At 53.4% G+C, this 13,776-nt stretch carries 12 protein-coding genes and 1 tRNA gene; 6 read left to right on the forward strand and 7 right to left on the reverse strand.

The window, feature by feature from the left end; all coding sequences use genetic code 11:
- Window positions 1–63: 63 nt before the first annotated feature.
- Window positions 64–1,794: a helix-turn-helix transcriptional regulator gene (locus tag ABJN86_RS03570; RefSeq protein ID WP_348367715.1), complete on the reverse strand. Its 1,731-nt coding sequence runs from the start codon at window positions 1,792–1,794 to the stop codon at window positions 64–66.
- A 132-nt stretch (window positions 1,795–1,926) separates the two neighbouring features.
- Between ABJN86_RS03570 and ABJN86_RS03575 the strand changes: the two genes are divergently transcribed.
- The 4 genes from ABJN86_RS03575 to ABJN86_RS03590 all read left to right on the forward strand — a co-directional run bounded on the left by ABJN86_RS03575 (window position 1,927) and on the right by ABJN86_RS03590 (window position 3,938).
- Window positions 1,927–2,082 carry a hypothetical protein gene (locus tag ABJN86_RS03575; protein WP_348367716.1) on the forward strand — a complete coding sequence of 52 codons (156 nt, stop codon included), beginning with the start codon at window positions 1,927–1,929 and terminating at the stop codon, window positions 2,080–2,082.
- A 95-nt stretch (window positions 2,083–2,177) separates the two neighbouring features.
- Complete coding sequence (locus tag ABJN86_RS03580) at window positions 2,178–2,540, forward strand: hypothetical protein (RefSeq protein WP_348367717.1); 363 nt, start codon at window positions 2,178–2,180, stop codon at window positions 2,538–2,540.
- Between the two features lie 777 nt (window positions 2,541–3,317).
- Window positions 3,318–3,407: transfer RNA gene (locus ABJN86_RS03585), tRNA-Ser, on the forward strand.
- Window positions 3,408–3,713: 306 nt separating this feature from the next.
- A complete protein-coding gene (locus ABJN86_RS03590; protein WP_348367718.1) occupies window positions 3,714–3,938 on the forward strand; it encodes a hypothetical protein in 225 nt (74 codons plus the stop codon).
- Between the two features lie 171 nt (window positions 3,939–4,109).
- Here ABJN86_RS03590 and ABJN86_RS03595 read toward each other — a convergent pair whose 3' ends face one another.
- From ABJN86_RS03595 to ABJN86_RS03610, 4 genes are all read right to left on the reverse strand, one after another.
- A complete protein-coding gene (locus ABJN86_RS03595; RefSeq protein WP_348367719.1) occupies window positions 4,110–4,610 on the reverse strand; it encodes a hypothetical protein in 501 nt (166 codons plus the stop codon).
- Window positions 4,611–4,698: 88 nt separating this feature from the next.
- Window positions 4,699–5,586, reverse strand: a complete 888-nt coding sequence (locus tag ABJN86_RS03600; RefSeq protein WP_348367720.1) for a hypothetical protein — start codon at window positions 5,584–5,586, stop codon at window positions 4,699–4,701.
- Between the two features lie 3 nt (window positions 5,587–5,589).
- Window positions 5,590–6,336, reverse strand: a complete 747-nt coding sequence (locus tag ABJN86_RS03605) for a hypothetical protein (RefSeq protein ID WP_348367721.1) — start codon at window positions 6,334–6,336, stop codon at window positions 5,590–5,592.
- Complete coding sequence (locus tag ABJN86_RS03610) at window positions 6,336–7,334, reverse strand: DUF4123 domain-containing protein (RefSeq protein ID WP_348367722.1); 999 nt, start codon at window positions 7,332–7,334, stop codon at window positions 6,336–6,338. Before ABJN86_RS03610 ends, ABJN86_RS03605 begins: the two co-directional genes overlap by 1 nt.
- A gap of 266 nt (window positions 7,335–7,600) precedes the next feature.
- On the opposite strand from ABJN86_RS03610, the gene ABJN86_RS03615 reads away from it, so the two are divergent.
- Both ABJN86_RS03615 and ABJN86_RS03620 read left to right on the forward strand, forming a co-directional pair.
- Entirely contained in the window at window positions 7,601–8,623 is a 1,023-nt protein-coding gene (locus ABJN86_RS03615; RefSeq protein ID WP_348367723.1) for a DUF4123 domain-containing protein, read from the forward strand.
- 18 nt (window positions 8,624–8,641) lie between these two features.
- Window positions 8,642–9,169: a hypothetical protein gene (locus tag ABJN86_RS03620; RefSeq protein ID WP_348367724.1), complete on the forward strand. Its 528-nt coding sequence runs from the start codon at window positions 8,642–8,644 to the stop codon at window positions 9,167–9,169.
- A gap of 765 nt (window positions 9,170–9,934) precedes the next feature.
- On the opposite strand, the gene ABJN86_RS03625 is transcribed toward ABJN86_RS03620, so the two are convergent.
- Both ABJN86_RS03625 and ABJN86_RS03630 read right to left on the reverse strand, forming a co-directional pair.
- Entirely contained in the window at window positions 9,935–10,906 is a 972-nt protein-coding gene (locus ABJN86_RS03625; protein WP_348367725.1) for an alginate lyase family protein, read from the reverse strand.
- 60 nt (window positions 10,907–10,966) lie between these two features.
- The gene (locus ABJN86_RS03630) at window positions 10,967–13,756 is read right to left on the reverse strand and encodes a hypothetical protein (protein WP_348367726.1); all 2,790 of its coding nucleotides are present in this window, start codon (window positions 13,754–13,756) and stop codon (window positions 10,967–10,969) included.
- Window positions 13,757–13,776 lie beyond the last annotated feature (20 nt).

The raw sequence follows: 13,776 nt of genomic DNA on the forward strand, positions 1-13,776 counted from the left end.
TGCAAAACGTATGGCAACGATCTGCGGTCGTGCAGGGTTAACGCGGCGTGCGGTGAGGACTATTTAAGATCGACGGAATTGGATGGCGGCGATATTTTGGTCGATCATTATCACGTATTGGCTGGCCTGTGCCTCCACGAAAACCTCCCGTGCGGCGTTGGCGTAGCCCGCCGCACGATCAAGGTGGGCCGGATCGTTGGTGTTGTCGAAGAATGCCACTTCAACACCGGCAAGATTTCCTTGTGCCATGGCCCATTGCATCGAGTCGCGGTCGCGGGTGTTTTCCTTAAGGGCCTCTGTGTAGGCCACCACGGCCTGTGCAAAGTGGACTGAGCTGCTTTCACGCTCACCGAGTCTTGATAGCGCGTTGCCGAGGTTCAGCTTTGTCTGCGCCCATTGCATGGGAGCGCGGTCGCGGGTGATTTCCTTGAGGGCCTCGGTATAGGCCGCGACAGCCTGTTCAAGGCGACCTGTGCCGAGCTCACGCTCTCCTAGTTTTCGTAGCGCGTTGCCGAGGTTCATCTGTGTCATAGCCCATAGCATCGGGTCGCGGTCGCGAGTGTTTTCCTTGAGGGCTTCAGTATGGGCCGTAACGGCCTGTTCAAAGCGGCCTGTGCCGATCTCGCGTTCTCCGAGGCTTGCAAGCGCGTTGCCGAGGTTCATCTGCGTCATGGCCCAGTCCAACGGGACGCGGTCGCGGGTGCGTTCTTTTAGGGCCGCGGTGAAGGCTGTGACGGACTGCTCAAGGCGGTCTGTGCTGCTCTCTCGCTCTCCGAGGATTTTCAGTGAGCTGCCGAGGTTCATCTGTGTCATGGCCCAGTCCAACGGGACGCGGTCGCGGGTCCGTTCCTTTAGTGCCTGAGTGAAGGCTGTGATGGACTGCTCAAGGCGGATTGTGTTGCTTTTTCGCGCTCCGTAAACGGCTAGAGAATTGCCAAGGTTATTCCCCACAGCCCCGCGTTCTTCTGGAGTTTCGGCTCGGGCGAGGATCAGATGAGCGAGGTCTATGGCTAGGACGCTGTCGAGGTTGCTGCCCTTGTCGCGTCCGATCTCGTGATAGCGGTTTTGCAGGGCGTGGAGCGTTTTAAGCTCCGCTATGCCGCCTGCGTCAACGTCTGCCTTACACACCAGTAGGGCGGCGGCGGCGGCTGTGTCAGCGTCCAGCAAGGCGACCTCTGCGCCAGTGGCGAGAAGGCGGGATTTTTGCGCGTCGGCTTGAGCGAGGGCGTCGCGAATGGTGGCGCTCGCGCTGGTGTAATCACCGTCTTTGGCCAAATCCGCCACTTGGGCCAGCACGGTGTCGACAAAATCCCCGTGATTGGAGTGCTGCTTGCCCTCGGCCTGCACGCGGACGGCGATGTCCATGGCGTTTTGTAGCTGGAGCCATGCTTGGCCGACATCGTCCGTGTCACCGGCGATGCGCTGGGCGAGGGCAATAATCGCATTTTCCGTGATGCCAGCATCCACCAGTTTCTGAGCCACGTCAGATGACGGGACGAGTTCGAGCGTTTTGTCGGCAATGCGGTCTGCTGCGGTTTGCTCACCCTCTGGTGAGGTATCTGAATCGAGGAACTGGTCGATCCATGTTTCGTCAAGGTTGAGCGCATTGATCAGCTTCCCAACAGTGGGGCCACTGATGGAGCGTTTGCCCTTTTCAATGTCGGATAGGAAGGAAATTCCGCTGTTTCCGCGCATCTCTTGGGACAGCTCCTTGAGCTGCCACCCCTTCAAGGCCCGCGCACGTTTCACGGCCTCGCCGAACTTGGTCAAAACGCTCTGTGCAACTTTAGACAACTATCGACACCCCAATTTCACAAAAGGCAATTCTGTTTTGATGCAAGTCACCGTTTTAAATCCGAATATACCAATGTCGACAACGTCTTAACCCAAGGCGGGCCCGCCGCAATTTCAGAAGGATATCTGATTATGTGGCAACTTCAACCAATCCTTGAGTGGGTAGCAACCACGCAAGGCAGCAACCTAACCCTCGCCGTACTGTGCCTATTGGCCATATGCGGGGGGCCCAAGCGCGTGGTCATGGCGGTGACCCTTGTGGTGCATCTGTGCCTCGCGTTCATGTAGCGATGCTGCGTGCCCGTCGGGAGGGAAACCTTCCGGCGGTTTCCCATAACGCGGAGCCTCATGCGCCCCTAGATGTGGTGCAAAGGGGACCCGCAGTGACCGTGACACAGACCGCCGATTTTATGGATGCCGTTGACGGCGACGTGCTGTGGCAGCTGACTGGCAGCCGCTCTGGCCCGACGTTGTTGGTGACCGGGAGAATTGAGGAATTAACGCCCGCCGTGGCGCGCCTAACGATGCTTCCCTCGCTGGTTTACCTGCGCGGCGTGCTGGTGGTGGCTGGCGTTGAGGCGGCTTGTGAGGCCGATGACGTGCTGTCGCTTGATGGTTTGAGCGCGGACGATGTCTATTGGGGGATTTTGACCCGTGCGGCCGAGCTGGGCATGATCTCGAAGGCGCATTTTCCCGTCGGAATGCGCCGCGGCCTAGCCGACGGGGGCAAGCCACCCGAGGTTTGAACGAATCGTTCAATTTTTCGAGCAATATGCCCGTGTGTTTGCTATGCCAGTGTGTTCGCATTGAATTCACTACTTCCAATCTAGCAGGCATTCCCACGGCTGGCCCGAAACCTCGCCCCGATAACAGTCTCCGCTGCTTTGAAGCCGCAGGATACGCGTTCTGGAAGGCCATTGTGCAAGGGGTGTGGCCCACGGGCATGTCATCCTCGCCGGATGTTTGCCAGATTGACTAGAAGAAGGACATGTTTGCCTTGCAGGAAGTGAAAATGCACCCCGGCGATTACTCCGCTTCTTCGGAACCGTGTCTAAGAATGTGTACGGCGCGGGGTCTTCGATGGCCGGAGGCTGGTGGGTGGATTGCGACAATTTCCTGAAAGTTTGCGGCTTTGCTGAGAAAAACGACATGTCATCGGCGCGCGCGGTCCAAGCGCTGCTGGTTATTCCCAAGGATTGGCATGATTTTGGCTCGGTAGTACGCGCGCGGTTGAAGGCAACGATGAAGGCCTTGGTTGGGAAGGGAAAACCTGCAACCGGCTCCATCAGCCCAGACAGCCCGCAACGCGACAGGGAAACAACGTCGGTCATTATGGCGCCGGCGCAGTTGGAGCTTAAGCAGTACTTGGTGCTAGGAGAGAGACTTGCTGGGCAGCTGTTTCGAGTTGGTGAACATCCAACAGGTGATCCGCAAGGGCGCAAGTTTGCCTCATGCCTAAGGAATTTGAGTGGGAGGCCTATTTTCGGTTGCCGCCCCTCAAAGCTATCGCTAAACGGGTCGACGGAGACGTGGCCGAGTGGTCGAAGGCGCTCCCCTGCTAAGGGAGTAGGCCCGGAAGGGTCTCGAGGGTTCGAATCCCTTCGTCTCCGCCACAAATTCATATATTTTTCATTACTTTCAATGTATTATGTGTGTTTTGTGGGGGCTTGTCCCCCATTATGTGCCCCACCTCAAAAGGGCGGCTATCATTGATTAGTTCGAATTGGCTACCAATTAGAAACGCTGGGGCTTTATCTAGTTGGAGATTCCTTCTCAAGCTTTTCTGGGTGCCGCTCTGCCTCAGAGGCTAACTGAATGACCGCATCAACGGGCAGCATCCTGCAGTTTGGGCTCGAAGCGGGCTTTTGCCGCAATTCAGTAGAAAGCCGATTTTTATTCCCTCAGTAGACATGGGGTATATGAAAAACCCACACATAAATGCCGATCAAACTCAGCCCCCCAAACCCAGTTTTCGGCTAAGTTTTGACCCCAACGGCCCCGCCGACGCGCACGCTCGACCAAAGATCGATTATCTGACTGAGAACGAAGTCATGAAGTTAGTCGCAGGAGCGAAGCCGCCGTTCGGTGCACTTGCTGTCGCTGCGGGGGGCTTCCCCGAACCGGGTATTGGCGAGCAAGCCTAGTAATTCAGATGATTAAATGAATGGTATACGGACAACGCGGTCGTTAGCCTCAGCGAGGAAGTGCCAATGCTTTTCTCCACAAATTACGGCTTTATCGAAGCAAGTCCATTATAGTGGTTTGCGGATTGCCGGATTATCCCCTCCCACCCAATACGAGTACCGAGCTTTGCACTAGAGCCCGTCAATTACTTTGATGTCCATAGGGGGGGTATTGTACAGGCATTCCTTGCCATCGATTGACACAATTGGGAACGGTGCAAGGGAGAGGCGGTAGAGGCCTTCACGCATGGCATCAAGCGGAGCGATAGTAGCGAATGCTGCGTAAGAAATTTGACTGTAGAATACATCATCCTTTGCCGCGAATGCTACATCGCGCGGCGTAGGCTTGCCAGTGTGGTGCGGATCAATTTGGCCTTCGGTCAGATCATGAAACTTACCATCGCTACTCTGCAGGGAAATGTGAAAGAAAAACGCGAGAGGAGTTGGAGGCTGGAATTGAACTCTCTGACCCGCAGGACCACTCGCATTTATTATTTCAAACACAATACGGTACTGAAACGGATCAGCGTTGGTATCGCGAAAGTTTGCGAGGCTTGATTGCGGGGAGAAATAAGTGCTGACCTCCACTGGCCCACAGGTTTGGGTGTGATGTTTTTTCAGGCCTTCGATCATAGCAGAGTCTCCAGATTGTGGGGGCTGATCTGGCGGCATGCATGCCGCCAAGAATACGAAAAGGGTGGCGAGTAAATATTTAGTTGCTCTAGTCAATTTCCAACCCCGTCACGGTTATTCCATTGGTGGCGAAGATCGCGATGACAGCATAAGCGATGGTCAGACAGTATCTATCAGGTTGGGCGGTTTTTGTGCCCATGGTGCCCATCAGCTGTGTATTGCTAGCGTGGAGTGTTTTTGTGCCGTCAAAGAACTCGTACTGAACCCCGCCACGATCCAAGGCTACATCATGATACTCGTCTCGCAAGCCGATCATATGGCCATGCTCATGGGGTTCAAGCTCTGTTGTTCCACCATTTGTAGCAGATCGATTGTCGGCAAGGTTGAATTTCCCTTTGAACGAGCTGGGTAAAATGTACGAGCGCCCACTTTTGATGCCCTTGTAGTCGTCATTCGCGCCCATGTTGTTGGTTGCAGCATCGATAACATTCACGAAGTCGAGGCTGTAATGGTGCGAACTGGTAACCATCGGTGCATCAAATTTCACGGTGAAAGTGTTCTCGCCGCACTTTGAGTCCGTAACCTTTAACTTATACGGCTTTGCGTTCCACGCGCTCCGGATTGCGCCGGGGATTGCTGCGACCCTGTTTGCCAACACCTCATCGGTGAGTGTCGCGGTGTCTGGATAGCGCGCAGTATCAGCGGTTGCGTTGACTGCTTTTAGGCGTGTGACGACGTGAATTGTTTTTGGTGACCCGCCTTGGTCGATCAAGATTTCCGCCTTAAAGGCATTGTCTTTTGTGCCGTTGGGGGTGGTGCCGTCGGCTTTCATTTGGGCCAACTTTCCACTTGGGCCGTGGGTGCCATCCTTTCGGAAAACGCAGGTACAGCAACCCGCTGTAGCCGACGCGGCTTGATCACGCAGCCCCGTGAGCTCCTCTGGGCTGAGGGTCGGATCGGATGCTCCCTTACCCATGTGTTAGCCCCCCAGCATTGCGACTTGTCGCTTCAACCGTTTCAAGGCGTATTCCGTTAGTACCTTTACGCGTTTATCAGGGTCGTCTTGCTCGTCGGATTTTTCGCGTATCCAAGGATATAGCGGATCTTGATGCACCCCAAACCCAAGCCAATAACCAAGGCCCAAAGCAAGCGCCAAACCTTGCTGCCCCTGCAGTCCGAGGCCCGTAGCAACGGCGTTGGCACTTTGCACCATATTCGTGCGGGTCTTTGCATCTATTTTGTAGGCGCGTTCGCCGTGAGAGCGCAGTAACAGTGATACCATTTCATCCTCACCTAGGGTGTCGTTGTCGATGGCTGTTTCTAGCTCGTCTGTGAAGCGCGAGAGGTCCTCGCCATAGAACTCCATTTTGCGGCCTAGGAACATGTCAACGAAAGTCAAAAACCGTTCGCGGGCGCGTGTAATTCTGTTGTCGTAGCCCGGGGTTTGTTCTTGCAAGATATCGCTAATGTGTTGGTAGCGAAGGTCCATGTAGAAGTATGACCCAAGGTAGGTCATCAAAAACATGACGTATCCGATGTCGTTGATCGTATGAATTTTATGTGCATCGCAATATGTGATGGCATGTCGCATGAAGCGTTCGGTGTGGTCGGGGCCGAGGCCACGAAACCGCGTCGCATCGTGGCGCAACAGCATGCTGTGATAGGTTTCAAACAGAGTTTCGAAACGAATGTCCTGAATAACATTTTCTGTAAGAACAAGAGACATTACGCGGCCGTCTGTTTGCTAAAGATCCAAAAGCAATCGGACCCGTCAGCCGCAACATCTTGATGCATAAATTGGTGAGCCCCAATCAGATTGCGTGGTAATTCGTCTGAAAGGTTATTTTTTCGAATGTAGCGCAGGACGGGTACTTCCCAGAAGCGAAAAAATAGCCAGCGTCCGGTCTCGTCGCGTATACGTGTAAACTTACGAAAATGTGCACGAAGCTCGATAAGGGTAAACGCAGATTGCAGCAATAAGACCTTAGGTTTCCCCCAAATCTCCCATGGGGCGCGACCTTTGGTAAACAATGAGCGAGTGAAGTTGTTGTCTGATGATAGCTCAACAAGCCATGGGGCAACATCTTCTAACGCATCAGCGGTGTCGCTTTGGAACAAACACACATGAGGTAACCCGCTGGTTGATAACAGCCCTACGAGTCCTGGAATGGCCGCGGCATCGAGCACTGCATAGGTTTTAAATTCAGACGCGAACACGATGTCGCGCAATGCTTCTGGCACGCAGGTTTTCTTGATCTGACCGAATTGGGAGGTGAGCGGTTCTATTGGGCCATAACATTCCACGTCCAGTGAGAACTGGGGCGGTGACGCGACAGGAAGATCCGCGATGACGGTCTTTTGCATAAAAATAACTCTCAAAATATACCAACAGGCTAGTAGGTGAAGCTGGCTAACGTCAACAACTTTAGACTCAGCACTATCGTAACCATGCTTCGGCCTTGAGTGGATCTTCAGCCAGTTACATGATGCTGCGACGCGGCCCGTCAAACTGGAGTTTCGCTGTACTCCAAGAAGTGGAGGGTGGTTGAACTCACACACTGTGGACAAACGGGACTTGACGACGCTCGGGGCAATGGCCGCTTGCGGAAAGTACAGCTTCTGCCAGTGCTGATTTAGATGTTGTAAAAAACGATCGTTTTGGAGCAGGAACGCCAGCGGGTATTGGAACAGGAGTGGACGGCCGAGCGCGATAGGCCGACGCATGAGCGGTGATCACAGATCGCCAGAGCGTGCTTTCTGATCGAGCTTGGAGTCAACAGGGCCGATTTTGTCAACATCCTTTCGGAGGACCGCGATGAGTCCTTTGAGATCAAGTTTTTCCTTGCTCATATCGTAGCCTTTGCCGCCGCTCCCTTCCTCGCCGTTTGGGGTCGGTTGGGGTTGTACTAATCTCTGCATACGATAGCCTATGCGTATTACGTTACGTAGCATTTCATTGGTCAAAGCATTGAACACGAATACCGATCCAGATGATTGCTGGACCCAGCAATACAACGCTACGGAAGCGCCATCTGAGCATAGAGACTATCGAAGGCGTCAAGCCGCTGGATGCGCAGTTTGGGATTGCGGACCCCAAGACCGTGCCGGATGTGCTCTACAGGCCGTTGTTTGGCCAGCCAGAGTCGACAGATGCTGATCTAGAGCAGATCGGAGGTGACCCGAAGAAAGTACTGTCGCTGCACACCTACGCCATCCTCGATGCCGCCAAGATAACGGGACTGCCGGAACTGCTAGCCGCGTCAAGGCTGGAACACCGCTGTCTGTTCAAGGGCGACGCCTATGACGAGCTGAAGGATGTTGCCCCGTGGATTGTCCGCTTGAAAGATGGCGACGGCTTTACCCGCTATCTATTCACGCACTCGAATGCGGAATGGCACCTGTGGGACAAGGAACCGGGGATATATCGGCGCTCACGCGGAACGCTCGATGACATGTGGGGGCACTTCAGGAAGTTCACCAAAGTAAAAGACGAAGATGGGAAGTGGTACTATTTTAGGTTTTGGGAGTGTAGACCTGCTATAGAATACTTCACCCACGTTGCGGTCGACGCACCCAAGTCCCAGCTTTGGTTTCCGCACCATTTCGAGTATATGGCTGCAATAATTATCTTACCAAGATCAAAGACAGCATCCGTTTTCCACTCTGGAATCGGCGACGCGGAACACTCTTCAAAAGCAAGGTACTACTTGAGCCGATATGAGCAGCAGATACTATCTAAGCAACGGGAAATCGACTTTCGCACGCGACTAATTTCACATTTGGATAGAGTGTCTCAGAGCTTCCAGCTGCGTAATGATCTCCAAAAAGTGAAATACACTAAGAGTTTAATTCTGACGGCGAGGCGGTACGAAATTAGGATCGAACAGGCGGTAGCGGACTTCGCGGCAGCTGCGGTTCTGTTAGGTGGCCCAGTCGAGACCGACCCTGAATGCCTTGCAGTTCTTCAAAGCAAGAAGTTTGGGCAAGTTAAAAAAAGCCAACAAGCTTCTTGAAGCTGTTAGGATGCGCAAATGAGCTTAACGGAACCCACCTTTTCTGAATCGGCAGAAGTCGGCCAAATTGCCTGCAATTGCCATGAGTGCCGGGAGTTGTTCGAGGAAGCGACCGGCCCCATGCATAACGTTTTGGCCATGCGGGCGAATGAAGATTTGCTCCGTTGGTTGGAAAATGATGTCATCGGACTTTTCCCCGCTGACATGCGCGTTGGTATTGCCTTTCCCGAGGATCTTCAGAACGACGCAATTGTATATGGGGCCAAACTTGCCCGCATAAGACGGATTGCCGCCCACCATGGGCTTGCCTTTCGCAGGCTTGACGGTTTCGGCGTAACAATTCCATTTCTGGGAGTCGCGGCCTTTGCTGCCAATGTTGTGTACCATGAAACGAAACGGGCAATTCAAGGCTACTTGTTGGTCCGGCTGGTCAATGCCAACCCTCAGCTTGAAATAGCGTTGATCCCATTTCCCTACTTGTTCGTCCTATATACTGCCGGCCGCAGGGTGGGTGGGATCGCAGTGATACGGCCGATGAAACGCTGAAACCTATGATCGATGAGTATGTTTTCGAGAAATGCACACAAGATGTAGATCCATTAGAATAAAGTAATTAACCGACTTCCCTTATCGGTTTGGTATGTGGTCGCCACTCCCTATTTCAGCGGTTTCCGTGGGTTCTAAGGTCGAAGTGGTCCTGTTTGAGTTATTACAAAAGTTGGCGGCAGTTTGAACAGGGCCCATCTTTCACCTAGATCTCTCCTTTTCAACACGCACGCAAACCACCGCGATTAACGCTTCCCAAATCCCCGGTCAAAACCGAACCAGTTGTTGAAGGTTTTTGGCCCACGCATGATAGCAGACATCCACGCATCATGCAGCATCGGGGACTTTGGGCTCAAACCGGACCTTAGCTGTATCTGCGAACGATAATGGTTCAATTTCACAGGCCGAAGTCCGGTATACGGACAAACCCGACCTAGCGCATTTTTGAATGAACGGACGGTTTAGGCAGTTCGCAACTTCAGCTGAGTTGGGTTGTCACCGATTTACGATGTAACTCAGCCGCGATACACTGGTAAATGCGGCAGTTCGGTACAAATTGCAGCTTGAAAGGCCTTCAAATAACTGAACCGTGGGACTACAATTCTCCAACTTGGAGTTTAGGATGCGCTTACTCATGCGGTGACGTTCCCACCAAGCTCGAGCATTCACGGAGTTGGCCCATGTGACCTCAGCGAAATTGTGCACATCACTGGAAAAAATGGCGAAGTACGCGTGTCGGCCCTAGTGGAGCGTCAACATTTGCTGTTAATTTCCTTTGCGCCAGAGCAACGCTTGGTCGCCACCAAGCTTACTATGTTCCAATGGGCGGTAGCTATCCGCAAAGGTATCAAGCTCTGGGTTTGGTGAGAGTGTCAAATACGCTTCGATCCAAGCCAGTTGAAAACTGCGCAAATCCTGGGATCCGTCAAAATAGCTTTGCTGTTTGCCTGAATATGCTTCGCTGGCGCTGCCATCTGCCAAGTCGTTGAGAGCATATTCTACGATCCTGTCCAAGGCGTTGTCGCATACACCCAATATCGAGAAGCCTTGATCTTCTAACAAACGCGTTGTGAGCACCATTGGAGCGATGGCGTGCAGCTGATAGTGCAACGCGTATTTTCCGCGTCGCATCTCTTGGGGTAGGCTTCCATCTTCCAGTGCCTGACATTGTAGATACGTCATGGACCAAGCGGACCAGCGCAACGCGACGGGGTCATCGCGAATTTCGCCTGTCAGATTGATCGCAAGCGTTGCCCATGCCCTGAGGTTGCCGGTCTTGGCGCCAGCTGTTGCATCTTCTTCCCAGAAGGCCATCTGTTGCGTGGCACGTCGGCCGAGCCAGGCTTCGATTGTTGCGCGCGCAGCACTGTCGCTGGAGTAGGGGGCAACCTGACGGTAGACCATCGCGAAACCAGCCAGTCTCGCGCCGATGGCAAAGTTGGCTGTGATCGTGCCTAGATCAGAAAAGGCGTCAGCTTCGGCCCACACGTTCAATTGTTCAATGACGCAATCGGCTTGAGCGGCTTGATCCGCACCACCCGCAGTGACTTCATTTGCCATGGATGCAAGGTCGCGCAAGAACTGCTCGATCGGAGCGAGGGCTGCGTTTACGGCTGCATTACCTTCTTCGTCAATGTCGGATCGTGAGACACTTTCATCCTTATATCGGCTGCCAAAGTTCAACGAGACAACGGGTTCGACCGGAGTCTGGCAAGTCACTTCATCTTCTTGGGCCATTAAGGTTTGTCCGAGTGTTATCATGAGGCTCGTTGTTGTGAAGAGGATGATATTTCTCATTTAGATGTCCTCATTCAGGTTCAGCAAAGACGTGATGCTCGCGGCTTTTTCGGACCCTGCATCGGCGGCTTGTTCCAGCCAGTAGATCGCGTTGTCCAGATTGGCTTCGGTCCCCATGCCAAAGGCAAGGGCGTAGCCGTATTCGGTCATGGCCGTTACATCGCCACCTTCTGCGGCACGTCCAAACCACTGCGTGGACTCTGTCATGTCGGTTGGGGATGCTGCGTTGTCTCGACGGTAGATAGCGTAGGCCCGCATGGAAAATGCATCCCCAGATAACGCGCCAGTCAAAAGAATTGACGGGAAATCCAGTTCATCCTCGAGGGCGGCCTGAGCAAATTCATCTGCTGATCGAACACGGCTGAGAAGACGGGTTAAGACATCAGTGTTTTCAGTGTCTACCGCATCTAGGATCATCGTGGCTGCACGGGTGGGATCGTATACTGAGCTGGTCGAGTCCGTCAGTAGTTCAAACAGTGTTGTTTGTGCCATTGGATCACCCGTCAAGACGGCCTGCTCTAGGAGCGCTAGAGCTTCGGGTGCGCCTTCGTCGCCTAGCAAGTCTAGCTTAACGCGGGCGAGGTCGGTCTGGGCCCATGGGTTTTCGCCCGTCAAATGGGTGGCGATGTTTGCCCAATGTAGGGCACCTTCGGTATCGCCCAACTGTTGAAATGTGTTCGACAAAGACATGACGTTTTTATAGTTACACGGCACGATGCCAGCGGCGCGTTGCAAATATTCTGCCCGTGTCTGATCATCCACGAAAGGCACCGCAAATAGCAATGCGGCAAAGTCGCCGTTTGCGTCGATGGCGTCTGCATACTGGTTAAATGTGAGCTGCCCACCGGTTGCAGTATCGGTTAGGGACGCAAGAATACGAAGAGCGGAGCCAACTCCGCGGCTTGCAGGCTCTTGTAGCAATTCGATGACTTCATCGATGTTAGTGTTCGTTTCGTCAGCATAATCCAGCAAAGCACTGGCAAGCGACAGGGCTGCTTGTCCGCCAGATTGGGCATACTGATGACGTAGTAATTGGATCGCGAGTGCGCGGTCTTGCGGGTTTTGAGCGAGTTCGAGTTCGATCTCGGCTATGGCTTCAAGAACGAAGGCGTATTGATTGGAATACCCTTCCCAAAAGGCGAGGACTTCGGGGCCATAGCTGGTATCGATTTCAAGGTGTTTTAAGTAGTTCGCTAGGGCGGTTGGGCTCCCGTACAATGCGTGTGATTGTAGACGCGCAATTGTCAGCGGATCATCATTCCTGGACAATTGCCAGATGTCGCCCGCTTCAATCTCGACGTTGCGGGTGGCCATGGTTTCCTCGAGGGTGCTCCAGAACTGCGCCTCGGCGATCCGAGGGCTGTCAGTTGAGTGACACATGAACGCACCATATAGCAATTTCGCCGGTGTGGCGTTGCCGAGCAAAGCGACCGAGTTGGTTAAAATGCTTACGGCCCGTTCGAAATCGTGGGGGGTGTTGTTTTGCGCGATGAGGCCTGTTGCATATTGGATTGACCCATCTAAATCACCAAGAGTCGCTGCGCGTTCCAAGTATGTCATTGCTTGGTCACGTCCCGCCCATCGACCGTCCCGTTCGTAGATGTTGTTGGCAAGGCGCGTTAATACCCAGCCTGATACGTCATCTCGAGTGTTAAGCTGTTCTAGAACGCTTTGCTTTTCGGATTGAAGGTTTGGGTAGGTATCTTCATGTCTTTCAAGGAAGATCGCGAGCCGTGTGAGGGCGGGGCGCTCGCCAGCCGTCGCTGCGGCCCGATAGAGTGAGAGCGCTGTATCGAGGTCTTTGTCGACCAAGGCACCGCTTTCGTACAAGCGGCCCAATTCGATTTGAGCGTAAGGGAGTTGGGCATCAGCCGCTTGTGTAAGATAGTGCAGCAGCAGGTCGTTATCTTTTTCAAAGCCTTCAGCCTGAATGTGATATTCGGCGACCTTCCATGCGGAGTTACTGTCGCCTAAATCGGCAGCAAACCGAAACCAGTCGTGCGCAAGTTGAATGTTCGGTTCTACGATCTCGCCATTGCTATATTCCCGCGCAATGCGTGACGCGCGATCACAGATCGATGAATCCAGTTCACCAATCAATGCGCCGAACGCCATTGTGGTTGCCAAGTCAGGTGCCACGTCCCAGCCCGTTGGAGCTTCGCCTTCTAGCGTCATGTTGGTGAGGGATAGGAGGGCATCGGCGTTTCCTGCGTATGCTGCTTCTATCAACAAGTTGTTTGCAAACTCGATGTTCCGTTCTACGCCCACACCATCGCGATAATACCATGATAGCAAATTTTTAAAGCGAGGTGATAGGCTGTCAGATTGGGTTGCTAGTTGTGGGATCAATTGTAGGCTGCGCAATTCTTCGAATGCGCCGGCCGCTTCCATGGCCGAAATGCGTGAAATGAGCGCGTTGCTGCCCGCGAACCGCGGATCGACTTCTTCAAGGCGCGCAATCATTTGCTCGATTTTGGGGAGCCACGTAACCGCGTCTAGCTGCTTTAATCTCTTAATATCGCGGCGGACAATGTCTTGTGAGCCTTCTGGCAGGTGAAGCCCATCCCAGTTGCCCCACAGGGCGACAACTTCTGCATCCGGTGGGCGAGCAATGCAAATGTTTGTTGCATCAATTTGAGGAGGAACAAACTCAAGTGCGATGGTATCCGCGCGCGTAATGGACGGTACGCAGATGACTGGGACAACCAAAACCGCAAGCATCGAAAGAGCTTTTGATACATGAAACTTGGGGGCGATTTTCTGTCTGATCGAATTTGCGTAGCGAGCCATAAGACGTCTCCGTATTTTAA

Source organism: Litoreibacter sp., assembly GCF_039974535.1.
Lineage (GTDB): Bacteria > Pseudomonadota > Alphaproteobacteria > Rhodobacterales > Rhodobacteraceae > Litoreibacter.

Excerpts from the sequence above, each read along its gene's own strand:
- ABJN86_RS03615 (WP_348367723.1), top strand. The coding sequence starts at position 7,601 with ATGATTGCTGGACCCAGCAATACAACGCTACGGAAGCGCCATCTGAGC.
- ABJN86_RS03590 (WP_348367718.1), top strand. The coding sequence starts at position 3,714 with ATGAAAAACCCACACATAAATGCCGATCAAACTCAGCCCCCCAAACCC.
- ABJN86_RS03630 (WP_348367726.1), bottom strand. The coding sequence starts at position 13,756 with ATGGCTCGCTACGCAAATTCGATCAGACAGAAAATCGCCCCCAAGTTT.
- ABJN86_RS03595 (WP_348367719.1), bottom strand. The coding sequence starts at position 4,610 with ATGATCGAAGGCCTGAAAAAACATCACACCCAAACCTGTGGGCCAGTG.
- ABJN86_RS03625 (WP_348367725.1), bottom strand. The coding sequence starts at position 10,906 with ATGGCCCAAGAAGATGAAGTGACTTGCCAGACTCCGGTCGAACCCGTT.
- ABJN86_RS03575 (WP_348367716.1), top strand. The coding sequence starts at position 1,927 with ATGTGGCAACTTCAACCAATCCTTGAGTGGGTAGCAACCACGCAAGGC.
- ABJN86_RS03620 (WP_348367724.1), top strand. The coding sequence starts at position 8,642 with ATGAGCTTAACGGAACCCACCTTTTCTGAATCGGCAGAAGTCGGCCAA.
- ABJN86_RS03610 (WP_348367722.1), bottom strand. The coding sequence starts at position 7,334 with ATGCGTCGGCCTATCGCGCTCGGCCGTCCACTCCTGTTCCAATACCCG.
- ABJN86_RS03600 (WP_348367720.1), bottom strand. The coding sequence starts at position 5,586 with ATGGGTAAGGGAGCATCCGATCCGACCCTCAGCCCAGAGGAGCTCACG.
- ABJN86_RS03605 (WP_348367721.1), bottom strand. The coding sequence starts at position 6,336 with ATGTCTCTTGTTCTTACAGAAAATGTTATTCAGGACATTCGTTTCGAA.